The sequence below is a fragment of the Sorangium sp. So ce406 genome, assembly GCF_051474675.1.
Lineage (GTDB): Bacteria > Myxococcota_A > Polyangia > Polyangiales > Polyangiaceae > Sorangium > Sorangium cellulosum_G.
Window position 1 is genome coordinate 10,477,291 of the sequence record NZ_CP150340.1, and the last position, 22,921, is coordinate 10,500,211.

Genomic DNA, 22,921 nt, shown 5'->3' on the forward strand with positions numbered 1-22,921 from the left:
CGTGGGCCGGGAGCGCGACGAGCCCCGCGGCGGCGACGGCCGCGGCGAGGGCCGCTCGCGAAGAGGGTACGGCGTGAGGGCGTGAGGATCGGGGATGGGCAGGAGAGCGCTTGGTGCTCATGGATCGCAGGATTGAAGGGGGGTCAGGGAGGAGAGGGAGGCCGGGAGCCAGCGCGGCTCAGCGGAGGATAGGCCGGACCGTGACGCTCACGGTGTCCTTACCGACAAGGAAGCGCTTGAGGGAGACAGGCACCTGCACCTGCGCGCCGAAGGTCTCGGGCGCGTCGGAGTCGGAGCTCGGGCGCAGCGTGTCCATCGCGCCCGGCGGGAGCCGTGAGGCGACCTTGCCGCGGTACGCGGCGCCGTTCTCCCGGAGCTTGAACGTGGCGACGACGCTCTCCGGGTCGTGGCTCTGGTGCGGCAGCATCGCCACGAGCTCGGCGACGTTGTTCGGCGTCGCCATCGGGCGCTCGACCTCGTAGCCGGGCGACAGCTCGATGTCCACCTGGCCGCCGGCGAGCTCGCGCGGCACCGGCACCTCGATGACGCGCGACTCGACGGGCCCCTGATGGGGCTGGAGGTCGAGGCGGATCCGCGCGGGCGCGCCCGCGTCGATCTCCGGCTCGAGCACCTTCGCGCCGCGCAGCAGGACGACCTCGCGATCGAAGGTGACCTTCACGCGGGTGTCGACGCGCTCGATCGTGACGTCCTCCCACGGGTTGTTGAGGAGCGAGCCCATCGCCCGGACGAGCCGGCTGCGGACGAAGTCGTCGGCGCTGAGCGGGGTGCCGTTGCCCGCGCCGAAATCGACGAGGGAGATCGTGCCATAGCGCCCGATCTTGAGCTGGCTCACCGCCCGCCAGGTCATGTCCCGCCGCTCGGCCGTGGTCGCCTCGACCGCGTTGCCGATCGCCATCGACACGAAGGACGGCGCCAGGAACTGGTCGTGCGCGACCTCCACGTTCCACGTCGGGTGCGGCGCGCCGTCGACGCCGTCGATCTGGACGCGCATCGGGAAGACCGGCGCCTTCGCCGCGCTGTCGACCACGATCGCGGCCTGCCGGTCGTTCACCAGCGAGCCGACCGACCGCACCGCCTCGCCGATCTTGAAGCTCCGGTTCTGGCTCGCGAGGATCCAGTGCACCCGGGCGATCGCCGTGGGGAGGTTGGCCACGCCGCCGTTCATCATCGGGTGGCCGAAGGCGACCAGCTTGTCGCCCGACACGCGCGTGACCGTGCCGATGCCCATGGCGGAGATGTCGCCGCGCACGAGCTCGACGCCGATCGCCCCGCCGTCGACGTACTTCGTCGGCGCGCCCGGCTCGGGGCTCATGGACGAGCCGCCGCCGGCCTGCATCGGCTCGAGCCCCATCGGGCCGAGCAGGTCGCCCGCGATGCGCAGCGACGTCCCGCCGAGCCCGCCGAGCATCACCGGCGTCGACGCGCGCGCGAGGCCCGTCGACTCGGGCGGGGCGAGCGCCGGCGCGACGCGCGCGGCGATCTGGCGGGCGTGGCCGGCGAGGTCGTAGGCGTCGACCGCCCCCACGAAGCCGCGGCCGCCGTGGAGCCGGGCGGGCGCCGCGGCGCGCGGCGGCGCGCCGCCGATGGCGCTCACCGGGGCGGGCAGCGGGCCGCCGACCTTCGGGGCGATCCCCGGCGGGAGCGGCCGCGCGAGCTCGTCGAGCATCGACTTGATCGGCGTCACGCCGGCGATCGCCTCTGCGCCGAAGAGCCAGCCGTACGCATAGGCGCCGATCATCTTGCCGTTCACGTAGATCGGGCTGCCGCTCATCCCCGCCACGGTGCGGGCGATCTCGAGGCGCGGGTGCTGCGTCTTGATGAGGATGAGGTCCTGGTTCGGCCGGAAATTGCGGAGGGTCGAGATGACCTCGACATCGAACTTCTCGGGCGTGGTGCCGGAGAACACGGTCAGGCCGTATCCCTTCATCCCCGGCTTCACCTCGGAGACGGGCATCGTGTCGGGCGGCGTGGAGATCGCCTGAGCCGTTCCGAGGCCGACTGCGATGCTGCACGCCGCGCCGGCGAGCAAGCTCAGGGGGATGAGGCGCCCTTCACGGTCGACGAGGGCGCGGGCGGCGCCCGCGATCGCCCTCGCGCAGCGGGACGCGAGCGGGACGGCCCGCGCGGCGAAGAAGGAATCCGGACGAAAACACGGTGATTCGCGCAGAGGCACGGACCCAGCTTAGCCCGGATTTGGGTGCGGGACAGAGCCGGGGCTCGAGGAGCGCGAGGCGGGCCGGCGCGCACCCCGGGTCGATCATTTCCAGCGGCGAGGTGCGCCGGTGACGCTAGGCTTCGCTCCGTGAAGGATATCGCGGCGACCGCGACGCTCATTCTGGCCTTCGCCACCTGGGTGACCGTCCACGTCGCGCTGGCGGCGCGGCTCGTGCTCCGGAGCCAGCCCCGCTGGCGCGGGCTCATCGCGCTGGTGGTGCCGCCCCTCGCGCCGATGTACGGCTTCCGGCAGGGGTGGCGGCGGATGAGCACGCTGTGGCTCGTGTGGCTCATCGTGTACGTGCTCGCGCACCTCGTCGCGCGGGCCTGAGGAGCAGGGCGTGGCGGCGGACGTGAAGGCTGACGTGAAGGCTGCAATGACGGCGAAGCGGCGCCCGGGCGCGCCGCCGGGCCTCGTCGTGGGCACGATGAACTTCGGCGGCCGCACGCCGCCCGAGGAGGCCGAGCGCATCGTCCATCGCGCGATCGAGCGAGGGATCACCGCGTTCGACACGGCCAACCTCTACCAGGACGGCGCGTCCGAGCGGATCCTCGGCCGGGCGCTCCGCGGCCGCCGGGCCGAGGTGCAGGTCGCCACCAAGGTCGGCCTGCGCCGCGCCCGGGGCAAGGCCGAGGGCCTCGGGCGCGCGCAGGTGATCCGCGCGCTCGAGGAGAGCCTCGGGCGGCTCGGCACCGACCACGTCGACGTCTACTACCTGCACGCGCCGGATCCGGAGACGCCCGTCGAGGAGACGCTCGCCGCGATCGACGCCCTGCTCGAGCAGGGGAAGATCCTGCACGTCGGGGTCAGCAATCACGCCTCGTGGCAGATCCTGGAGCTCATCGCGCGCCGCGACGCTGAAGGGAAGGCGCGCCCCGCCGTCTCCCAGGTGCTCTACAACGCGCTCATCCGTCAGCTCGACCTCGAGTACGCCGCGTTCGCGAGGCGGTATTCGGTCCCCACCGCGGTGTACAACCCGCTCGCGGGCGGGCTGCTGACCGGGCGGCACGCGGGGCCGGACGCGACGCAGGCGGGCTCGCGCTTCGAGGACAACCGCCTCTACCAGCGCCGGTACTGGAGCGGGCGCATGTTCGAGCTCGCTGCCAGCTACGCGGCCGTGGCGGCGGACGAGGGGATGAGCCTGCTCGACCTGTCGTACGCATGGCTCGCGGGGCGGGACGTCGTCGACTCCATCGTCGTCGGCCCCGTCCGGGTCGAGCACCTCGACGCGGCCGCCGACGCGACCCGGCGCGCGATCTCGCCGGAGGCGGCGCGGCGCATGGATGCGCTCCACCGCGACCACCTCGGCACGGACGCGAGCTACGCGCGGTGACGGACTTCCTGCTGCCCGAGGCCAGGACGCTCGATCTCGCGGGCCCCCTCGCCGACTACGCCGCCCGCGGGTACGCGCGGCTCGGCCGCGTGATGAGCGACGCCGGGCTCGCGGCGCTCCGCGCGCGCTCGGACGACCTGATGCTCGGGCGCGTCACGTACCCCGGGCTCTTCTTCCAGCACGACGCCGGGTCGGGCCGCTACGAGGACCTGCCGTACGGCAAGGGGTACCAGGGGCCGAGCACGTCGTACCGCAAGATCGAGAAGCTCGAGAAGGACCCGCTGTTCCGCGCCTGGATCGAGAACCCGCTCTTCGAGCGGATCGCGCGGTCGCGCATCGAGGGCGAGATCGCCATCTACCGCGCCGTGCTCTTCACCAAGGCCGCTTCCGGCGGGACGCCGCTGCCGTGGCACCAGGACGGCGGCAGCTACTGGGGCCTGGATCGCGACCCCGAGCTGCAGATCTGGACGGCGCTCGACGACGCGCCGCTCGAGGCCGGCTGCGTCGAGGTGCTCGAGGGCAGCCACCGGGACGGGCTCGCGACGCCGCTCGGCGGGGTCGTCCCGAGCGACCGCGTGCGCGCCGCCGACGCGGACGCCCGCAAGATCGCGCTGCCAGCGCGCGCAGGCGAGGCCCTGCTGATCCACAACTACCTCTGGCACTGCTCCGCGGTGAACCGCAGCGGCCAGCCGCGGCGGGCCCTCACCATCTGTTACATGAGCAGGGCGACCCGCTGCCTCAGGAAGAAGAGAGCGCCCCGCGCGTTCACCCCGGTGTTCTGAGCCGGCACCGGGAATCGTGGGCGCGGCGGTGCCGTCGGCCACCGCGCTCGACGAGTCCCCGCCTCTCCCCCGCCCCGCGTTTCGACGATTTCTCACCCCGGCGACCCCGCGGTGTCGCCCGCGCACCGTAAGGGTGGACGCCGCAGGCCGCGGCAAGTTGCCGCAGCACGCGGCGCCCTGCCGCGCTGCCGGCCCATGGCCCTCTCCCGCGGCAATCTGCCGCGGTCACGCGGCGTTTTGCCGTCTTGTCGCACCCCACCAGCAGGCCATAACTGGGCCCGCGCGTCGCTCCGACGCTACACAAACCCTATGGCTCGGTTCCTGTTCCCACGATGGGCCAACAAAGTGGTCCCGCTGGGGCTCCTCTTCGGAGTCCTGCCCCTCGGTGCCGCTGTGATCGGCGGATTCTGGTACTACGGTACCAACAAACATATCGAGGTCGGGTATCAACCGGATCAACCGGTTGACTACTCACACAAGCTGCACGCCGGCGACCTCGGTATTGACTGCCGGTATTGCCACAACACTGTGGAAGTATCCGGCTTCGCCGCCGTTCCACCGACCGAAACGTGCATGAACTGTCATGCCAAGGTGCGGAGGGACAGCGATAAGCTTCTGCTCGTTCAGGAGAGCTGGGCGACCGATCAACCCATTCCCTGGGTCCGCGTCCACAACCTGCCCGACTATGCCTATTTCGACCACTCAGCCCACCTGGCTGCAGGGGTCGGCTGCGTGAGCTGCCACGGCCGCGTCGATCAGATGCACAAGGTCCGGCAGGTCGCGCCGCTCTCGATGGGATGGTGTCTGGACTGCCACCGCAATCCAGGTCCCCACCTCCGCAATCCCGCCGACGTCACCAAGATGGATATGGCGCCCTCGACGGCCGTCATGGCGGCCGGGGTCCCCCCGAACCCGGAACCTTATCAAGATCGCGTGCCAGCGGTCACGACCTCCGGGCGGCAGGTGCAGGCGCCGCTCCACTGCTCGGGGTGCCACCGATGAAACGAACTCCTCTCCCCCTCGCCCAGGACCTCTCTGGAAAGACCTACTGGCGCAGCCTGAACGAGCTCGCCGGCTCCCCCGACTTCGTCGACGCGATCGCGCGCGAGTTCCCGCCGGGCGCGATCGAGCCGCCGACGGACGGGGACGGCGTCGGGCGGCGCACGTTCCTCTCCCTCATGGGCGCGTCGCTCGCGCTCGGCGGCCTCGTCGGCTGCCGCCGGCCCGTCGAGCAGATCCTGCCGTACTCGCGCGCGCCGGAGGAGGTCATCCCCGGCCAGCCGCTCTTCTTCGCGACGGCGCTGCCGATGATGGGCACCGCGTTCGGCGTCCTCGTCGAGAGCCACGAGGGGCGGCCCACCAAGATCGAGGGCAACCCGAAGCACCCCGAGAGCCTCGGCGCGACCACCATCTACACCCAGGCCGCCGTCCTCGACCTCTACGATCCCGACCGCAGCAGCTCGCCGCGCGAAGGGGCGAACGCCAGGTCGTGGGACGACGCGGCCGCGTTCCTGCGCTCCGAGGGCGACAAGCTCCGGGGCCGCGGCGGCAAGGGGCTCACGATCCTGACCGAGGCCCACCGCTCGCCCACCCTGGCGGCGCGCCTCGCCGATCTGCGCAAGACGCTGCCGGAGGCGCGCGTCGTCCGGTACGAGCCGTTCTCGCGCGACGCCTCCCGCGAGGGCGCGCGGCTCGCCTTCGGCAGGCCGCTCGAGACCTCGCTCGACCTGACCAAGGCGCGCGTGATCGTCGCGCTCGACGCCGATCTGTTCGGCACCGACGGCAGCCCGATCAAGCAGGCGCGCGCGTTCGCCGCGGGCCGCGCGGTCGACAAGGACCCGCAGGCGATGAACCGCCTGTACGCCGTCGAGAGCACCTTCACGATCACCGGCGCGTCGGCGGATCACCGGCTCCGCATCCAGAGCCGCAAGATCGCCGCCTTCGCCTTCGCGCTCGCCGCCGAGCTCGGCAAGCGCGGGGTCGCGCTGGACGCGGACGTGCTCAAGGCGATCGAGGGCAAGTCGGGCGGGCTCGACGCGAAGGCGACCAAGTACGCCGCCGCCATCGCGGCCGACCTCGCGGCGAACCGCGGCCAGGGCGCCGTCGTCGCGGGGCGCTCGCAGCCGAAGGAGGTCCACGCCGTCGCGCACCTCATCAACCTCGCCCTCGACAACACCGGCAAGGCGGTCCGGCTCGTGGCGCCGTTCGACGAGTCGCGCGAGGGCCCCGAGGCGATCGTCGAGCTCGCGCGCTCCATCGAGCGCAACGAGGTCGAGACGCTGCTCATCCTCGGCGGCAACCCGGCCTTCGACGCGCCCGCCGACGCGCGCTTCGCCGACGCGCTCGCCAAGGTGCCCGTCAGCGTGCACGTCTCGACGCACGTCGACGAGACGAGCGAGCGCGCCCGCTGGCACCTGAACCGCGCCCACGCGCTGGAGTCGTGGAGCGACGTCCGCGCAGAGGACGGGACGGCCAGCATCGCGCAGCCGCTCATCGCGCCGCTCTTCGGCGGCAGGACCGACGCCGAGGTCATCGAGCTCCTGCTCGGCGGCACGCGGACGGCCTACGACCTCGTGCGGGCGACGTGGATGACGGCCGAGGGCGCGAAGCGCACGGAGCAGGACATCCGCCGCGCGCTGCACGACGGCCTCGTGGCGGGGACCCAGCTCACGGACGAGCTGGTCACCGCCGCGCCGCAGGCCGCGGTCGAGGCGCTGCGGGCGTTCGCCCCGGCGGCCGAGGGCCTGGAGGTGACCTTCCGGCCCGACCAGCACGCCTGGGACGGCCGGTTCGCGAACAACGGGTGGCTCCAGGAGCTGCCCCACCCGATGACGAAGCTCACCTGGGGCAACGGCGCGTGCCTGTCGCCGTCGACGGCGGCGCGGCTCAACCTGAAGGACGGCGACATCGTGACGCTGTCGGGCGCCGGGGCCCAGGTCCGGATCCCCGTCGTCGTCGCGCCGGGACAGGCGGACGACTCGGTGGCGATCAGCGTCGGCCAGGGGCGGCGCGCGCAGCTCCGCGTCGGCCGCGGCGTCGGCGTCGACACGACGCCGCTCCGGAAGAGCGACGCCTTCGAGGTCGCCGGCGGCTTCTCGCTCGAGAAGACCGGCGAGGTCGCGGCGCTCGCGCGCACCCAGGAGCACTTCGTCATGGAGGGCCGCCCGCTCGCGCGCGAGGGGACGCTCGCCCAGCTCCAGGGCGACCCGGAGTTCGCGAAGAAGCAGGTCCACGTGCCGGCGCTGTTCAGCCTCTTCAAGGAGCCGAACCGCAGGCAGGGGCACGCCTGGGGCATGAGCATCGATCTCAACGCCTGCATCGGCTGCAACGCGTGCGTGGTCGCCTGCCAGGCGGAGAACAACATCCCGGTCGTGGGCGCCGACGGCGTGCGCGAGACCCGCGAGATGCACTGGCTCCGCGTCGACCGCTACTACCAGGGCACGAACGCGGACGAGCCGGAGAGCATCCAGCAGCCGCTCCCCTGCCAGCACTGCGAGAACGCACCGTGCGAGCAGGTCTGCCCGGTCGCCGCCACGGCGCACAGCCCCGAGGGGCTGAACGACATGGCCTACAACCGGTGCGTCGGCACGAAGTACTGCGCCAACAACTGCCCGTACAAGGTCCGTCGCTTCAACTTCTTCGAATACGGCCAGCCGGACTCGGAGCAGCGGAAGATGCAGTACAACCCCAACGTCACCGTCCGGTCGCGGGGCGTCATGGAGAAGTGCACGTTCTGCGTGCAGCGGATCAACCACGCCAAGATCGAGGCCAAGCGAGAGGGGCGTGAGCACGTCAAGGACGGCGAGATCGTGACCGCGTGCCAGGGCGCGTGCCCGACGCGGGCCATCGTCTTCGGCGACCTCAACGACCAGCAAAGCCAGGTCTCCGTGACGTCCGCGAGCCCGCGCGGCTACCGGATGCTCGACGAGATCAACACCAAGCCGCGGGTCACCTACCTCGCGAAGATCCGCAACAAGAACCCGGAGCTCGCCGACGCATGAGCGCCACAGCACCCCTCCAGGTCGAACATCCCCGGCTCTCGGAGCGCGCTGCCCTCTTGGACGAGGCGCCGCTCGTGCAGCAGAAGGACGACTTCCGTTCGATCACCGACAAAGTCACGGGTATCGTCCTCAACAAGGCACCGTCGGGATGGTTCATCCTGCTGTGCCTTGCCATCAGCATCCTGCTCATCCTCGGCGGCTCGCTGGTCCACCTCGTCGGGACCGGTATCGGCATCTGGGGCCTGAACACCACGGTCAACTGGGCGTGGGACATCACCGGCTTCGTGTTCTGGGTCGGTATCGGCCACGCCGGCACGCTGATCAGCGCCATCCTCTTCCTCTTCCGCCAGAAGTGGAGGACGAGCATCAACCGCGCGGCGGAGGCGATGACGATCTTCGCCGTCGCGTGCGCCGCCATCTACCCGGTCGCCCACCTCGGCCGGATCTGGTTCGCCCACTGGCTGTTCCCGATCCCGAACCAGATGAGCATCTGGCCGAACTTCAAGAGCCCGCTGCTCTGGGACGTCTTCGCCGTCTCGACGTACGCGACGGTCTCGGCGCTCTTCTGGTTCGTCGGGCTCATCCCCGACATCGCCACGCTCCGCGACCGGGCCACGACCCGGACGAAGCAGATCGTCTTCGGGATCCTGTGCCTCGGGTGGCGCGGCTCGCACCGGCACTGGCTCCACTACGAGAAGGCGTACCTCCTCTTCGCCGGGCTCTCGACGCCGCTCGTGCTCAGCGTGCACACGATCGTGTCGTTCGACTTCGCCGTCTCGATCGTCCCCGGCTGGCACACCACCATCTTCCCGCCGTACTTCGTCGCGGGCGCCATCTTCAGCGGGTTCGCGATGGTCGTCACGCTGATGGTGTTCGCGCGCAAGGCGTTCGGCCTCGAGGGGCTCATCACCATCCGGCACCTCGAGAACATGAACAAGGTGATCGTCGCGACGGGCACCATGGTCGGCTACGCGTACGCCATGGAGCTCTTCATCGCCTGGTACAGCGGCAACGAGTACGAGCGGTTCGCCTTCGCGAACCGCATCCTCGGCCCGTACGCCTGGGCTTACTGGACCATGGTGAGCTGCAACGTGATCTTCCCGCAGCTCTTCTGGTTCAAGAAGGTGCGCACCAGCATCCCCGCCATGTTCGTGATCTCGATCCTGGTCAACATCGGGATGTGGTTCGAGCGCTTCGTCATCATCGTGACGAGCCTCCACCGGGACTTCCTCCCCTCCAGCTGGACCTACTTCCGCCCGACCATCTGGGACATCTCGACGTTCTTCGGCTCGTTCGGCCTCTTCTTCACGCTCTTCCTGCTGTTCGTCCGCTACCTGCCGATGGTCGCGATCAGCGAGGTGAAGGGGATCACGGCGGCGGCCGATCCGCACGGCTCGCACAAGCACGAGGAGGCGCACCATGCAGCGTGACAGCGACCCTCCGAGCCAGAAGCGCTCCGAGGAGGCCGCCTCCGCCGAGGAGGCAATGGACTCGGCCCGCGCCGGCGCGGCCGACAGCAAGCCGCAGGGCTTCGTGCCGGCCGACGAGGCCGAGTACGACAAGCCCCACGAGGAAGGGCCGCACGGCAAGGCCCTGCTCGCCTCCGAGCGCCAGGTCGAGCGCCGGCACGAGCAGGACGCGGTCCTCGAGGCGTCCGGGGAGCGGATCCCGTACGCGCTCATGGGCTACTTCACGACCCCGGCGGACATCTACCACGCGTGCGAGGCGCTCCGGGACGCCGGATACAGCCGCTTCGACGCGCACACGCCGTTCCCCGTGCACGGGCTCGAGAAGGCGATGGGGCTCAAGCCCTCTCCCCTGCCGTGGCTCGTGCTCATGGGCGGCGTGACGGGGCTCGTCAGCGCCGTCCTGCTCGCCTGGTACACGCAGCTCTACGACTACCCGCTCATCATCAGCGGCAAGCCGTCGTTCTCGTACCAGGCCTTCATCCCGATCTTCTTCGAGCTCACGGTCCTCTTCTCGGCGCTGACGTGCTTCTTCGGGCTCTTCGTGCTCGGGCGCCTGCCGTCCTTCTTCCACCCCACCATGACGCACCCCTCGTTCCCCCGGGCGACCGACGACGCCTTCTTCATCAGCGTCGAGGTGACCGACCCGAAGTTCGACGCCACCGAGACACGCAACCTCCTCCAGCGCGTCGGCGCGCAGGGCATCAGGGAGGTCTCCTCGTGAAGCGCTGGTGTATTCCCCTCCTCGTCCTGCTCGCGGGCTGCCGCGGGCAGGCGAGCAGCGATCCGCCGATCCACGTCTTCGGCGACATGGACTGGCAGCCGAAGTTCCAGCCCGAGGAGGGCACCCGGCTGTTCCCCGACGGTCGCGCCATGCGGCCGCTCGTCGAGGGCACGGTGGCCCAGGGCGCGCTCGACGAGAGCGAGGCCTACCGGACCGGCAAGGACGGCGACACGTTCCTGGCGATGGCGCCCGTGGCCGTCGACGAGTCGGTGATCCGGCGCGGCCAGGACCGCTTCAACATCTACTGTGCGCCCTGCCACGACCAGTCCGGGAGCGGGCAGGGCATGGTGGTGAAGCGCGGGTACCCGCCGCCGATCGACCTCGCGTCCGACCGGGCGCGCGGGCTGCCCGACGGCGAGATCTTCCACGTCATCACGAACGGCGTGCGGAACATGCCGTCTTATCGGAAGCAGATCCCGGTCCGGGACCGGTGGGCGATCGTCACGTGGGTGCGCGTGCTGCAGCAGAGCCAGCACGGGCGCGTCGACGACGTCCCGGAGGCCCAGCGGGGCAACATCGCGAAGGAGAGCGGAACTCCATGAAGTCCCACGGAAGTGCTCTGGCCGAGGACACGAAGGTCCTCGATAAGGCGGTCGCGAAGCGGCTCGTCTCGAGGAGCATGGTGCTCGCCATCGTCGGCGTGGCGCTCTCGGCGCTGGCGGCGGTCGTCGACGCGAAGCGCTTCGCGTTCTCGTACCTGACCGGCTTCACCTGGCTCGTGACCATCGGGCTCGGCGCGCTGTTCTTCGTGATCATCCAGCACCTGACCCGCGCGCGCTGGTCGGCGGCCGCGCGCCGCCACATGGAGTGGATGAGCGGCGTCCTGCCCGCGTGCGCCGTGCTGTTCCTCCCGGTCGCCGTGCTCGCCCACGACATCTACCACCACTGGATGGGGCCCCAGGCCGCGAACGACCACATCCTCCACCAGAAGGCGCCCTACCTCAACCCGACCTTCTTCTACATCCGCGCCGCGGTGTTCCTCGCGGCGTGGGCGGGCATCGCGCTGTGGTTCATCAAGACCTCGCGGGCGCAGGACGAGAGCGCCGACTTCCGGCCCACGGCGAAGATGCGGGCGTTCAGCGCCCCGGCCGTCATGATCTTCGGGCTCACCATCTCGTTCGCGGCGTTCGACTGGCTGATGAGCATCGACCCGCACTGGTACTCGACGATCTTCGGCGTCTACGTGTTCGCCGGCGCGGCCACGAGCTCGCTCTCGGCGCTCGCGCTGATCACGATCGCCCTCCACAAGGCGGGGCTCCTGCGCAAGGTGAGCAACGTCGAGCGCCAGCACGACATCGGCAAGCTCCTCTTCGGCTTCACGATCTTCTGGGCCTACATCGCGTTCTCGCAGTTCATCCTGATCTGGTACGCCAACATCCCGGAAGAGACGATCTTCTACCGTCACCGCTGGGAGGGCTCGTGGAAGGTCGTCAGCCTGGCGCTGCTGTTCGGCCACTTCGTCGTTCCGTTCCTCGTCCTGCTCTCGCGGCACGCCAAGCGCAGCCCGCTGGTCCTCGGGGCGGCGTCGGTGCTCATGCTCGTGATGCACTACGTCGACCTCTACTGGCTGGTCATGCCGAACGTGGATCACCACGGCGCGCACCTGAGCTGGATCGACGCCGCCGGCTTGCTCGGACCGCTGGGCGTGGGAGCCTGGGTGCTCTCGCTTCAAGCGGCCAAGAGCCCGCTGTATCCTCTGAACGACCCTCACCTTGCCGAAGCGGCTCGGATCGACAACCCGTAAGGAGCCGGCCATGAGCGAAGCGACCGAAAGCACTGCGACCGAGCACGGCGAGCACGAGCACGCCGAGGCGGATCGCCCGAACAACACGCTCATCTTCGTGATCGTGATCGCCACGCTGGCCTCCCTCGTGGTGACCGTGCTCTTCGTCAACGAGATCTTCAAGGCGACGATGGAGCGCGAGATCTCGAGCAAGGTGCTCGAGCCGCCGAACAGCGCGCTCCGCGGCCTGCGCGCGATGGAGCAGGAGCGCCTCGGCCGCTTGCAGTGGGCGAACGAGAAGGACCGCATCGTCCGCATCCCGGTCGACCAGGCCGTGGCGCTCACCCTGAAGGCCTACCAGGAGAACCGCATCGGGCTGCCCCTCCCGGGCGCGGGCGCCACGCCCGCGCAGGCGGCGCAGCCGGGGCAGCCCGAGGACAGCGCCACGAAGCCGGACGAGGCCGCGGCGCCGAACGCCGAGAGCGGCGCGCCGCTCCAGGGCCAGGACGCGACGAAGCCCGCCGACGCCGCGAACAAGCCCGCCGACGCGAAGCCCGCCGACGCGAAGCCCGCCGACGCCGCCAAGCCTTCCGACGCCAAGCCCGCGAAGCCTGCGGACCCCAAGCCCGCCCAGCCCGGAGGCGCGGCGCCCAAGCCGGCGCCTCCTGCTCCGGTGCAGTGATGTCCCGCCCGCTGTCCGCCCTGCTCGCGCTGCTCGCGCTCGTGGTGGCCACCGTCACCCCGGCGCGGAGCGCGCGGGCAGCGGACACGACCATTCCGACAGAGCTCGTCGGTGTCGATATCGAGGAGCGGCCGGGAGCGATGCTCCCGCGCGAACTCCGGCTCCGGGACCAGTCCGGGCAAGAGGTCGAGCTCGGCCGGTATGCGTCGGGGGACAAGCCCCTCATCCTGGTGCTCGGCTATTACGAGTGCCCGATGCTGTGCTCGCTGGTGCTGAACGGCGTGCTGCAGGCCATGAAGGAGACCGACTGGAGCGCGGACAAGGAGTACCGCGCCCTGGTCGTGAGCTTCGACCCGCGCGACACGCCCGATGTCGCGCGCAAGAAGCGGGCGAACTATATTGAGGCCTACGGCAGGCCGGTGACCGGCGACGGCTTCGACTTCCTTGTGGGGGACGAGGCGTCGGTGCGTGCGCTCGCCAACGCCGTGGGCTTCGGCTACCGATGGGACGAGACGACGAAGCAGTACGCACACGCGGCAGGCGCGTTCGTCTTCACGCCAGACGGGCGCCTGTCACGTACGCTGTACGGCATCTCTTTTCCACAGAAGAACTTCGGCCTCGCGCTGCGCGAAGCGGGCAGCGGGAAGGTGGGGAGCGCCTGGGATCGGGTGCTCCTGTTCTGTTTCCATTACGATCCCAACGCCCGGGGGTACGTCCTGGCGACGAAGCGGCTGATGAAGGCGTCAGGCGCCGTCACGGTCGTGCTGATCGGGCTCTGGCTCATTCGCTTCTGGCGGACTGAACGCTCCCGCTCGAGGGCGCGCGTAAACGAGGCTTCCTAGACACAAGGTGGCGGAGCCACAACTATGGTGATGAAAAACCCGATCGAACTCGGCTCCTTCTGGCTGCCCCGCCAGGGCTCGACGCTCGCTGAGCGCATCGACTCCGCCTGGGACGCGGCCTACTGGGTCTCCGTCTTCTTCTTCATCCTGGTCGTCGGGGCGATCGTGCTGTTCGCCGTCAAGTACAAGCGGCGCAGCGAGAAAGACAAGACGAGCCCCATCGACCACAGCACGACCGTCGAGGTCGTGTGGACGCTGATCCCGCTCGCCATCGTCATCGCGCTCTTCTTCGTGGGCATGCGCGGCTACGTGCACGCGTCCGTGGCGCCGGCCGAGGCCTACGAGATCAACGCCACCGGCGAGATGTACCTGTGGACGTTCACCTACCCCGACGGGACGACGACCGTGAACGAGCTCGCCGTGCCGCGCGGGCGCCCGGTGCGGATGATCCTGAGCTCGAAGGACATCCTCCACAGCTTCTACATCCCGGAGTTCCGGGTGAAGCAGGACATGGTCCCGGGCTCGTACACGTCGGTGTGGTTCGAGGCGACGGAGGCGCGCGAGACGGTGCTGCTATGCACCGAGTACTGCGGCTCCGGCCACTCCGACATGATGGCCACGGTCAAGGTGATGGAGCCGTCGGACTTCGAGAAGTGGCTCGAGGGCAACAACAACAGCGACCTCCCGCCCGAGGAGCTCGGCAAGACGCTCTTCGCGAAGCGGAGCTGCGCGACCTGCCACTCGCTCGACGGCACGCGCCTCCAGGGCCCCTCGCTCAAGGGGCTGTTCGGCCGCGAGGAGGAGCTCGCGGACGGGTCCAAGGTCGTCGCGGACGAGAACTACTTCCGCGAGAGCGTGTTCAACCCGCAAGGCCAGGTCGTCCGCGGCTACCCGCCGGTGATGCCGTCGTTCAAGGGGCTCCTCAAGGACAGAGAAGTGGACGCGCTCATCGCTTACCTCAAGACGGTGAAGTGAGCGCCGGGGAGAAGCAGTCATGTCGCAGACAGTAACCACCGTCGACGTCAATACGGCACCCGACGCCGGCCACGGATCGGATTACATCCGGGCCAAGAGCGGGATCATGTCGTGGCTCACCACGGTCGATCACAAGCGGATCGGCCTGATGTACCTCGCCAGCACCTTCGTCGCGTTCCTGATGGGCGGCCTGTTCGCGCTCGTCCTGCGTCTCGAGCTCCTGACGCCGAAGGCGACGATCATGAGCGCGAACGCCTACAACCAGATGTTCACGCTCCACGGGGCGGTGATGACCTTCCTGTTCATCATCCCGAGCATCCCCGGCGCGCTCGGCAACTTCCTCCTGCCGATCATGATCGGCGCGAAGGACGTCGCCTTCCCCAAGCTGAACCTCCTCAGCCTGTACCTCTACTGGATCGGCGCGCTCTTCACGCTCTCGTCGCTGCTCACGGGCGGCATCGACACCGGCTGGACGTTCTACGTGCCGTACTCGAGCACGGTGACCACGACGTCGGTCCTGAGCGTCACGTTCGGCGTCTTCATCCTCGGCTTCTCCAGCGTGCTCACCGGGCTGAACTTCATCGTCACGATGCACAAGCTCCGGGCGCCCGGGATGGGCTGGTACAAGATGCCGCTCATGCTCTGGGCGACCTACGCGACCAGCATCGTCCAGATCCTCGCGACGCCGGTCCTCGGCATCACGCTGCTCCTGCTCATCGCGGAGCGCGCGTTCCACATCGGCATCTTCGACCCGGCGCTCGGCGGCGACCCGGTGCTCTACCAGCACTTCTTCTGGTTCTACAGCCACCCGGCCGTCTACATCATGATCCTGCCGGGCATGGGCATCATCAGCGAGCTCATCGCCGTCCACGCGCGGCGCCGGGTCTTCGGCTACAAGGCGATCGCCTTCTCCAGCGTCGCCATCGCCCTGGTCGGCTTCCTCGTGTGGGGCCACCACATGTTCACCTCCGGCCAGAGCGAGTTCGCCGCGATCATCTTCTCGTTCCTGACCTTCCTCGTCGCCATCCCCAGCGGGGTCAAGGTCTTCAACTGGACGGCGACGCTGTGGCGCGGCTCGATCAGCTTCAACGCCCCGATGCTGTACGCGCTGTCGTTCCTCGTCCTCTTCTCGATCGGCGGGCTCACCGGCGTCTTCCTCGGGATGCTCAGCGTCGACCTGCACCTGCACGACACGTACTTCGTGGTCGCGCACTTCCACTACGTGATGGTGGGCGGCACCGTCATCGCCTACTTCGGCGGGCTCCACCACTGGTGGCCCAAGATCACCGGGAAGATGTACTCCGAGCGGCTCGCGGCCATCGCCTGCGTGCTCATCTTCATCGGGTTCAACGTCACGTTCTTCTCGCAGTTCGTCCTGGGCAGCCGCGGGATGCCGCGGCGCTACTACAACTACCTGGACCAGTTCCAGCCGCTGCACGCCTTCTCGACCGTGGGCTCGTGGATCCTGGGCGCCGGCGTCCTGGTGATGTTCGTCTGCTTCATCAAGTCGCTGCGCTCCGGCGCGCCGGCGCCGAAGAACCCCTGGGGCGGGCTCAGCCTCGAGTGGACCACCGCCTCCCCGCCCATCACCGAGAACTTCGTCCGCACCCCGATCGTGACCAAGGGCGCATACGACTTCAACACGGAGAAAGCATGAGCGCGCACGCCGAGGCCGTCGAGAGGCCGAACAAGGCAGGCCCGGTCCTGTCCCCCAACTTCCACGTCGCCCATCATTTCGACTCCGCGGACACGCAGTTCGACGCCGGCAGGATGGGCATCTGGCTCTTCCTGGTCACCGAGATCCTCCTCTTCGGCGGGCTGTTCTGCGCGTTCGCGATCTTCCGGACGTGGTTCTTCGACTCCTTCGTCGAGGCCCACCACCACCTCGACAAGGTGATGGGCGGCATCAACACGGTGGTGCTCATCTGCTCCAGCCTGACGATGGCGCTCGCCGTCCGGTCGGCGCAGAAGAGCGACCAGAAGACCACCACGCGGCTGCTCGTGGTGACGCTGCTGTGCGCGGTCGTGTTCCTCGTGATCAAGTACTTCGAGTACCAGCACAAGTTCCACGACGGCCTCCTGCCCGGGAAGTACTTCACCGCCCAGGGCTTCCAGACGGCCCACGCGGGGATCTTCTTCGCCATCTACTTCATGATGACGGGCATCCACGGCCTGCACGTCCTCATCGGGATGGGGCTCATCACGTGGATCCTCATCCGCAACACGCGCGGTGAGTTCTCGAGCCGCTACTACTCGCCGGTCGAAGGGGTGGGGCTGTACTGGCACCTCGTCGACCTCATCTGGATCTATCTCTTCCCCCTCCTCTACCTGGTGGGCTGAGGGCAGCATGTCGACACACGCAGAAGCAGCCGGCGCGCACGGGCACGGGCACGACCATGGCCACGGGCACGGTGGAGACCACGTGCCCCACGTCCTGCCGCTCAAGGTCTACATCGCCACGTGGCTCACGCTGCTCGTGCTCACGGTCGTGACCGTGGGGGCGAGCTACGTCGACCTCGGCGCGGCCAACCTCGCCATCGCGGTCCTCATCGCGACGGTGAAGGCGGGCGTCGTGGCGCTCATCTTCATGCACCTGAAGTGGGACCATAAGTTCCACACCATCATCTTCGCGTCGTCGCTCATCTTCCTGGCGATCTTCATCGGCTTCACCATGTTCGACACGAACAACCGTGGCCGGGCCGAGCCGATCGAGGCCGAGCGGCCCGCGGACTTCAAGGCGCCGTTCGACGGCAAGCGCGCCGCCGACAACTGGGCGGTCAAGCGGCCGCACAAGGTCGCCCCGCCGCCCAAGCAGGTCCACCAGGGGACCGAAGGCCCCCACTGACCGGCCGCGGGGCCGAGCGCCCCGCAGCGCGCGTCATCGTAAGATAGATCACAGTTCCAAGTCGCGGAATTCTCAGGGTTTTCGCCTGATCACGCCCGGGTCTGCGCGTCGGCGCACCTCGGGCGTGCTCGCGGCTTTCGTGCGCGGTACAAGGGACCGTCGCAAGGCAAGGTCGGAAGGTTGCTCCGGGACTGAACTCCGGGCAGCTCGACCCCGCCCTGCAAGCCCTCCCTGTCCGCGCGCGGATGCAATCCTCCTTCCAGTCCTGGTCGCTCGATGCGGGTTCCGACCCCACCAAGAGCGGCGCGCCCCCGGCGGCGCGGCGCCGCCTCGCGGTGCTGCTGTCCGGGCCGAAGCCCCCGTCGTGGGAGACCGCCGATCGGTGGCTGATCCAGCTCCGCTGGGTGGCGATCGCGGGGATGATCGCGACGACGCTCGCGAGCAGGAAGCTCGTGCCCGACCTCAGGCTCGGGCCGCTCATCCTCGGCATCGCGGCGATCACGCTGGCCAACGTCGCGTGGACGTTCTGGGTGCGGCGCGCGCGTCAGCGGACCGGGGGCGAGCCGTCTGCGCGCGAGCCCGCGCAGGATCTCGCGCGCGCCCAGCTCGTGGGCGACGTGATCGCGAGCGCCTGGATGCTCTGGTTCTCGGGCGGGCTGGAGAACCCGTTCGCCGTCTTCCTGACCTTCCACATCGCCCTCTCCGGCCTGCTCTGCCCGCGGCGCACGACCGTGCTCGTGGGCCTGCTGACGCTGACCGCGATCGGCGTGCTCACGCACGCGGCGCCGCTGCCGCTCGACTCCGCGCCGCTCGGGAGCGACCGCATCCGGCAGCTCGGCGACCTGGTGTCGCTCACGTCGCTGACGCTGTTCCTCGGCTTCTTCGTCGTCGTCTACGCGCACCGGCTCGAGGAGCTCCGCCAGCAGAGCCAGCGGAACGAGCGACTGGCGATGCTCGGGCGCATGGTCGGCGGCATGTCGCACGAGCTCAGCACGCCGCTCGCGACGATCCTCCTCGCGAGCAAGGACCTCGTCGACGTGGCGCGCGAGACGGGCTCGGAGGACGCGGCGGCCATGGCCGAGACCGTGGCCGGCGAGGCGCGACGTGCGAGCGACATCATCAGCCTCATGCGCGGCCAGATCCGGCTCGATCAGCGCCTGGAGCCGCTGGAGCTCACGCGCTTCGTGCGCGATCTGGCGAAGGTCGAGCTCGCGCGGCTCGGCTTCCGGGGCGAGCTCGCGTTCGACACGCCGCGGCCCGTGCAGGCGAACGTGCTCAGGCCGGCGCTGCGCCAGGTGCTCGTCAACCTGCTCGCCAACGCCGCCGAGGCGACGGCGGAGGCGGCCGAGCAGCGGATCGAGGTGAGCGTCCTCGAGCGCGGCGACGTCTGCGAGATCGCGGTCTCCGACAGCGGACCGGGGCTGAGCCCCGAGATCGCCGGGCGGCTCGGCGAGCCGTTCCAGACGACGAAGATGTCGCAGGGCGGGATGGGGCTCGGGCTGTACATCAGCTCGATGATGGCCTCGCGCATGAGCGCGGTGCTGCGCATGGAGAGCGTCGAGACCGGCGGGGCGAAGGCGACCTTGCGCCTCCGCCTCGACGGGACCACGGGCCCCACGGACCTGGATCTGCCCGCCCCGCTGAAGCGCGCCGGGGCCGCCTGAGGTGAAGATGACGCGACGGATCGAGACTGCGCTCCTCGTGGACGACGACGACGCGTTCCGCACGACCCTGCAGGGGGCGCTGCGGCGCCGCGGCGTCGTGGCGAGGACGGCGGCGACGATCGACGAGGGGCTCGTGGCGCTCGAGTACGAGCCGGTCGACCTCGTGGTCATCGACTACCGCATGCCGCGCGGCGACGGGCTGAGCGCGCTCGCTCAGTACCGCAAGCTGCAGCCCGACGCGGCGATCGTGATGCTGACCGGCTTCGGGGACATCCCGCTCGCGGTGGCGGCGATGCGCGAGGGCGCGGACACGCTGCTCAGCAAGCCGGTCGACGCGGACAAGCTGCTGCGCGAGGCCGCGAACCTGCGGGAGCGCCAGCGGCCCCCGCCGTCGACGGCGCCGACGCCGCCGCCGGGGAGCCTGAAGCTGGACGACCTCGAGCGCGAGGCGATCCGCGCCGCGCTCCGGGAGTCGGGCGGCGTGGTGGCCACGGCGGCGAAGCTGCTCGGGATCGACCGGCGGACGCTGCAGCGGAAGCTGAGGAAGCTCGGGAGCTAGGCCTTGCCGAGGGCGTCGAGCGCGCCGAGGACGTCCTTCACGACGTCCTCTGTCTCCTCGACGCCCACCGAGAGGCGGATGAGCGCGGGGGAGATGCCGATGGCCGCGAGCTGCTCGTCGCTCAGCTCGTGGAAGCTCATGATGCACGGCTGCTCGATGAGCGTCTCGACGCCGCCGAAGCTCGGGGCGATCGCGGCGATGCGCGTGCCGTCGACGACGCGCGCCGCCGCCTCGCGCCCGCCGCGCACGATGAAGCTCACGACGCCGCCGAAGCCGCGCATCTGCTCGGCGGCGATCCGGTGATCCGGGTGCGAGGGGAGCCCCGGGTAGAACACCCGCTCGACGGCGGGGTGCGCCTCGAGCGCGCGCGCGACCGCGAGCCCCGTCGCGTTCTGCCGCTCGACGCGGAGCGCGAGCGTCTTCATCCCGCGGCCGATCAGCGCCGCGGCGTGGGGGTCCATCACCGACCCGAGCACGCTCCGCATGTCGCGGACCAGCGAGATCAGCGAGGCCGACCCGGAGACCGCGCCGCCGAGGACGTCGTTGTGGCCCGACAGGTACTTGCTGGCGCTGTGGACCACGAGGTCGATGCCGCGGCCGATCGGGTCGGAGTTGTACGGGGTCGCGAAGGTCGCGTCGACGATCGTCTTGACCCGCGCCTTCCTGCAGACCTCGGCGAACCGGGACAGATCGATGCAGTGCAGGTACGGGTTCGTCGGCGACTCGCTCAGCGCGAAGCGGGTGCGCGGCCTGAAGGCCGCCTCGAGCTGGTCGAACGCGCCCGGGTCGATCAGCGTGTGCTCGACGCCGAGCCGCGCGAGCACGGTGATCACGAACTGCCGCGTGCGGCGGTAGACGTCGCGGAAGAGGATGACGTGATCGCCCGCCTTGAGCAGGGCGAACGCCGTCGTCGTCACCGCGGCCATGCCGCTCGCGAAGAGCACGGCGTCCTCCGCGCGATCGAGCGCCGCGATGCGCCGCTCGACCTCGCGCACCGTCGGATTGCCGTAGCGGCCGTACTCCTGCCGCTCGGGATCCGCGTCGCCGCCGGCGAAGTAGCGCTCGAGATCCGCCGTGTCCGCAAACGTGTAGGTCGCTGTCTGCGCGATCGCGGGCGCGAGGGTGTGGGACGGACGCTCGCGGAGTACGCCCGCGTGCACGGCATCGGTCGAGTTTGGCAGGTCGATCTTCATGGCGCTGGGCGGCCAGGTACCTCGGTCACCGGCCTGGATAATTGTCGCACTTGACGCGTCGGAAATATAGGGAATAGCATCAGTCATGTTGCAACCAGTCGAGCGCCTTGCGGCGGCCATCGACGAACACGCCGAGAACGTCGCCAAATTCAAACGTGGTGAGCTGACCCCCGACCAGTTCCGCCCCCTGCGGCTGGCCATGGGTGTCTACGCGCAGCTCGCTCACGTGAAGCACATGCAGCGCATCAAGATCCCGGGTGGGCAGCTCACGGCAGCCCAGCTCGAAGCGCTTGCGGAAGTCACCGAGCGGTGGGGTCGCGGGCTAGCGCACGTCACGACCCGCCAGGATATCCAGCTCCACTACCTGGAGATCGAGGAGACGATCGACCTGCAGCGCGTGCTCGCGCGCGCGGGGGTGACGACCGTCGGCGCGTGCGCGGACACGCTCCGCAACATCACCGCGTCCCACCTCGCGGGCGTCGTCGAGGACGAGGTGTTCGACGTGACGCCTTACGCGCTCGCGGTCACCCGACACTTCCTCTTCCACGAGCACAACCGGCGGCTACCGCGGAAGTTCAAGGTGGCCTTCTCGGGGAGCGCGCGCGATCACGCGCAGGTCATGATCAACGACATCGGTCTGTTCGCGAAGATCGGCGACCGCGGGCGCGGCTTCGCCGTCTACGTGGCCGGCTCGCTCGGCTCGACGCCCGAGATCGCGCACCTCTGGAAGGAGTTCATCCCGGAGTCCGATCTGCTGCCGCTGTGCGAGGCCGTCGTGAGCGTGTTCCACCGGGACGGAGAGCGGAAGAACCGGAAGAAGGCGCGCCTCAAGTTCCTGCTGCGCAAGATCGGCGAGGCCGAGTTCCTGCGCCGGCTCGACGAGGAGTTCGACCGGATCAAGGCGGCGCGCGGCGATGCGCTCGCGGCCGAGCTCGCGGGGCACGTGTCCGAGTACCGGGAGAGCGATCCGCCGCCGCTCACGCCGATGCGGGAGACGCTCGGTGACGGCGCGTTCGCGCGCTGGAAGCGGACCAACACGATCCCGCAGAAGCAGCCCGGCTACCGGGTGGCGACGGTCAAGCTGCCGCTCGGCGACATCACGAGCGAGCAGCTCAAGAGCCTGGCCGACATCTCGCGGCGCTACAGCAACAGCGAGGTGCGGGCGACGAACACCCAGAACTTCGTGCTGCGCTGGGTGCCGGAGGGGCAGCTCCTCAACCTGCACCGCGAGCTCACGCAGATCGGGCTCGCCGAGGCGGACGCCGGGCACATCACCGACGTGGTGACCTGCCCCGGCGGCGACTACTGCACGCTCGCGATCACGAAGAGCATGCAGGTCGGGTCGCGCATCCGGGAGCACCTGGTGCCGAGCGGCAACCGCCAGGAGGCCGACGACCTCGTGAGCGCCCTCGGCGAGTTCGACATCAAGATCTCGGGGTGCCCGAACTCGTGCGGGCAGCACCACGTCGCCGACATCGGGATGACGGGGCTGATGGTGAAGGGCAAGGACGGCGTCGAGCGCCCGCACTACTCGCTCCGGGTCGGCGGCGGCTGCGGCCCGAACGCTCGCATCGGCGAGCGCCTCGACGGCCGCATCCCCGAGGAGGAGACGCCCAAGGTGATCGCGACCATCGCGCGCTACTACATGGCCGAGCGCGCCGAGGGCGAGAGCTTCCGCGACTTCGTCACGCGCAAGGGCGCTCCGGAGATCACCCGCGTCGGCTTCGCGGCCGCCGAGGGCGCAGCTATCTGATCCAGCTCCTCGCCCGCGCCTGACCCCACCACAACCCGACCAGGCCCCGGGACGCCGCCTCTTCCGGCGTCCCGGCCTTCCGC

At 69.8% G+C, this 22,921-nt stretch carries 20 protein-coding genes; 18 read left to right on the top strand and 2 right to left on the bottom strand.

Annotated elements, in window-relative coordinates; genetic code table 11:
- Positions 1-178 precede the first annotated feature (178 nt).
- Complete coding sequence (locus tag WME96_RS39305; RefSeq protein WP_437286691.1) at positions 179-2,194, bottom strand: SpoIVB peptidase S55 domain-containing protein; 2,016 nt, start codon at positions 2,192-2,194, stop codon at positions 179-181.
- 129 nt (positions 2,195-2,323) lie between these two features.
- Here WME96_RS39305 and WME96_RS39310 point away from each other — a divergent pair, with 129 nt between their 5' ends.
- The 17 genes from WME96_RS39310 to WME96_RS39390 all read left to right on the top strand — a co-directional run bounded on the left by WME96_RS39310 (position 2,324) and on the right by WME96_RS39390 (position 19,892).
- The gene (locus tag WME96_RS39310) at positions 2,324-2,566 is read left to right on the top strand and encodes a hypothetical protein (RefSeq protein ID WP_433930143.1); all 243 of its coding nucleotides are present in this window, start codon (positions 2,324-2,326) and stop codon (positions 2,564-2,566) included.
- A 10-nt stretch (positions 2,567-2,576) separates the two neighbouring features.
- Positions 2,577-3,569 (top strand): aldo/keto reductase, encoded by a 993-nt coding sequence (locus WME96_RS39315; RefSeq protein WP_437286692.1) that lies wholly within the window; start codon positions 2,577-2,579, stop codon positions 3,567-3,569.
- Positions 3,566-4,351 carry a phytanoyl-CoA dioxygenase family protein gene (locus tag WME96_RS39320; RefSeq protein ID WP_437286693.1) on the top strand — a complete coding sequence of 262 codons (786 nt, stop codon included), beginning with the start codon at positions 3,566-3,568 and terminating at the stop codon, positions 4,349-4,351. The genes WME96_RS39315 and WME96_RS39320 overlap by 4 nt, the downstream gene beginning before the upstream one ends.
- Before the next feature lie 309 nt (positions 4,352-4,660).
- Positions 4,661-5,353: a cytochrome c3 family protein gene (locus WME96_RS39325; protein WP_437286694.1), complete on the top strand. Its 693-nt coding sequence runs from the start codon at positions 4,661-4,663 to the stop codon at positions 5,351-5,353.
- Positions 5,350-8,352 (top strand): TAT-variant-translocated molybdopterin oxidoreductase, encoded by a 3,003-nt coding sequence (locus WME96_RS39330; RefSeq protein WP_437286695.1) that lies wholly within the window; start codon positions 5,350-5,352, stop codon positions 8,350-8,352. Before WME96_RS39325 ends, WME96_RS39330 begins: the two co-directional genes overlap by 4 nt.
- On the top strand, positions 8,349-9,782 hold the full coding sequence (gene nrfD / locus WME96_RS39335) for an NrfD/PsrC family molybdoenzyme membrane anchor subunit (RefSeq protein ID WP_437286696.1): 1,434 nt from the start codon (positions 8,349-8,351) through the stop codon (positions 9,780-9,782). Before WME96_RS39330 ends, nrfD begins: the two co-directional genes overlap by 4 nt.
- On the top strand, positions 9,772-10,542 hold the full coding sequence (locus tag WME96_RS39340) for a DUF3341 domain-containing protein (RefSeq protein WP_437286697.1): 771 nt from the start codon (positions 9,772-9,774) through the stop codon (positions 10,540-10,542). Before nrfD ends, WME96_RS39340 begins: the two co-directional genes overlap by 11 nt.
- Entirely contained in the window at positions 10,539-11,144 is a 606-nt protein-coding gene (locus WME96_RS39345; protein WP_437286698.1) for a c-type cytochrome, read from the top strand. Before WME96_RS39340 ends, WME96_RS39345 begins: the two co-directional genes overlap by 4 nt.
- Positions 11,141-12,346, top strand: coding sequence for a hypothetical protein (locus tag WME96_RS39350; RefSeq protein WP_061620483.1), 1,206 nt, complete (start codon positions 11,141-11,143; stop codon positions 12,344-12,346). Before WME96_RS39345 ends, WME96_RS39350 begins: the two co-directional genes overlap by 4 nt.
- Before the next feature lie 10 nt (positions 12,347-12,356).
- Entirely contained in the window at positions 12,357-13,007 is a 651-nt protein-coding gene (locus tag WME96_RS39355) for a hypothetical protein (protein ID WP_437286699.1), read from the top strand.
- On the top strand, positions 13,007-13,849 hold the full coding sequence (locus WME96_RS39360) for an SCO family protein (RefSeq protein WP_437286700.1): 843 nt from the start codon (positions 13,007-13,009) through the stop codon (positions 13,847-13,849). Before WME96_RS39355 ends, WME96_RS39360 begins: the two co-directional genes overlap by 1 nt.
- A gap of 30 nt (positions 13,850-13,879) precedes the next feature.
- Positions 13,880-14,824, top strand: coding sequence for a cytochrome c oxidase subunit II (coxB, locus tag WME96_RS39365; protein WP_437286701.1), 945 nt, complete (start codon positions 13,880-13,882; stop codon positions 14,822-14,824).
- A gap of 19 nt (positions 14,825-14,843) precedes the next feature.
- Entirely contained in the window at positions 14,844-16,481 is a 1,638-nt protein-coding gene (gene ctaD, locus WME96_RS39370; RefSeq protein ID WP_437286702.1) for a cytochrome c oxidase subunit I, read from the top strand.
- Complete coding sequence (locus WME96_RS39375; RefSeq protein WP_433930163.1) at positions 16,478-17,164, top strand: cytochrome c oxidase subunit 3 family protein; 687 nt, start codon at positions 16,478-16,480, stop codon at positions 17,162-17,164. Before ctaD ends, WME96_RS39375 begins: the two co-directional genes overlap by 4 nt.
- 7 nt (positions 17,165-17,171) lie before the next feature.
- Positions 17,172-17,669 (top strand): cytochrome C oxidase subunit IV family protein, encoded by a 498-nt coding sequence (locus WME96_RS39380; RefSeq protein WP_437286703.1) that lies wholly within the window; start codon positions 17,172-17,174, stop codon positions 17,667-17,669.
- A 245-nt stretch (positions 17,670-17,914) separates the two neighbouring features.
- A complete protein-coding gene (locus WME96_RS39385) occupies positions 17,915-19,333 on the top strand; it encodes an ATP-binding protein (protein ID WP_437286704.1) in 1,419 nt (472 codons plus the stop codon).
- Between the two features lie 7 nt (positions 19,334-19,340).
- Entirely contained in the window at positions 19,341-19,892 is a 552-nt protein-coding gene (locus WME96_RS39390; RefSeq protein ID WP_433930169.1) for a response regulator transcription factor, read from the top strand.
- On the opposite strand, the gene WME96_RS39395 is transcribed toward WME96_RS39390, so the two are convergent.
- Entirely contained in the window at positions 19,889-21,085 is a 1,197-nt protein-coding gene (locus WME96_RS39395; protein WP_437286705.1) for a trans-sulfuration enzyme family protein, read from the bottom strand. The genes WME96_RS39390 and WME96_RS39395 overlap by 4 nt on opposite strands.
- 85 nt (positions 21,086-21,170) lie before the next feature.
- On the opposite strand from WME96_RS39395, the gene WME96_RS39400 reads away from it, so the two are divergent.
- Entirely contained in the window at positions 21,171-22,838 is a 1,668-nt protein-coding gene (locus WME96_RS39400; RefSeq protein ID WP_437286706.1) for a nitrite/sulfite reductase, read from the top strand.
- Positions 22,839-22,921 lie beyond the last annotated feature (83 nt).

Bases quoted from the DNA above. Each gene is read 5' to 3' on its own strand.
- WME96_RS39385 (WP_437286704.1), top strand. From the start codon at position 17,915: ATGCAATCCTCCTTCCAGTCCTGGTCGCTCGATGCGGGTTCCGACCCC.
- coxB (WP_437286701.1), top strand. From the start codon at position 13,880: ATGAAAAACCCGATCGAACTCGGCTCCTTCTGGCTGCCCCGCCAGGGC.
- WME96_RS39360 (WP_437286700.1), top strand. From the start codon at position 13,007: ATGTCCCGCCCGCTGTCCGCCCTGCTCGCGCTGCTCGCGCTCGTGGTG.
- WME96_RS39330 (WP_437286695.1), top strand. From the start codon at position 5,350: ATGAAACGAACTCCTCTCCCCCTCGCCCAGGACCTCTCTGGAAAGACC.
- WME96_RS39350 (WP_061620483.1), top strand. From the start codon at position 11,141: ATGAAGTCCCACGGAAGTGCTCTGGCCGAGGACACGAAGGTCCTCGAT.
- WME96_RS39355 (WP_437286699.1), top strand. From the start codon at position 12,357: ATGAGCGAAGCGACCGAAAGCACTGCGACCGAGCACGGCGAGCACGAG.
- WME96_RS39380 (WP_437286703.1), top strand. From the start codon at position 17,172: ATGTCGACACACGCAGAAGCAGCCGGCGCGCACGGGCACGGGCACGAC.
- ctaD (WP_437286702.1), top strand. From the start codon at position 14,844: ATGTCGCAGACAGTAACCACCGTCGACGTCAATACGGCACCCGACGCC.
- WME96_RS39340 (WP_437286697.1), top strand. From the start codon at position 9,772: ATGCAGCGTGACAGCGACCCTCCGAGCCAGAAGCGCTCCGAGGAGGCC.
- WME96_RS39375 (WP_433930163.1), top strand. From the start codon at position 16,478: ATGAGCGCGCACGCCGAGGCCGTCGAGAGGCCGAACAAGGCAGGCCCG.
- WME96_RS39400 (WP_437286706.1), top strand. From the start codon at position 21,171: ATGTTGCAACCAGTCGAGCGCCTTGCGGCGGCCATCGACGAACACGCC.
- WME96_RS39390 (WP_433930169.1), top strand. From the start codon at position 19,341: ATGACGCGACGGATCGAGACTGCGCTCCTCGTGGACGACGACGACGCG.
- WME96_RS39325 (WP_437286694.1), top strand. From the start codon at position 4,661: ATGGCTCGGTTCCTGTTCCCACGATGGGCCAACAAAGTGGTCCCGCTG.
- WME96_RS39395 (WP_437286705.1), bottom strand. From the start codon at position 21,085: ATGAAGATCGACCTGCCAAACTCGACCGATGCCGTGCACGCGGGCGTA.
- nrfD (WP_437286696.1), top strand. From the start codon at position 8,349: ATGAGCGCCACAGCACCCCTCCAGGTCGAACATCCCCGGCTCTCGGAG.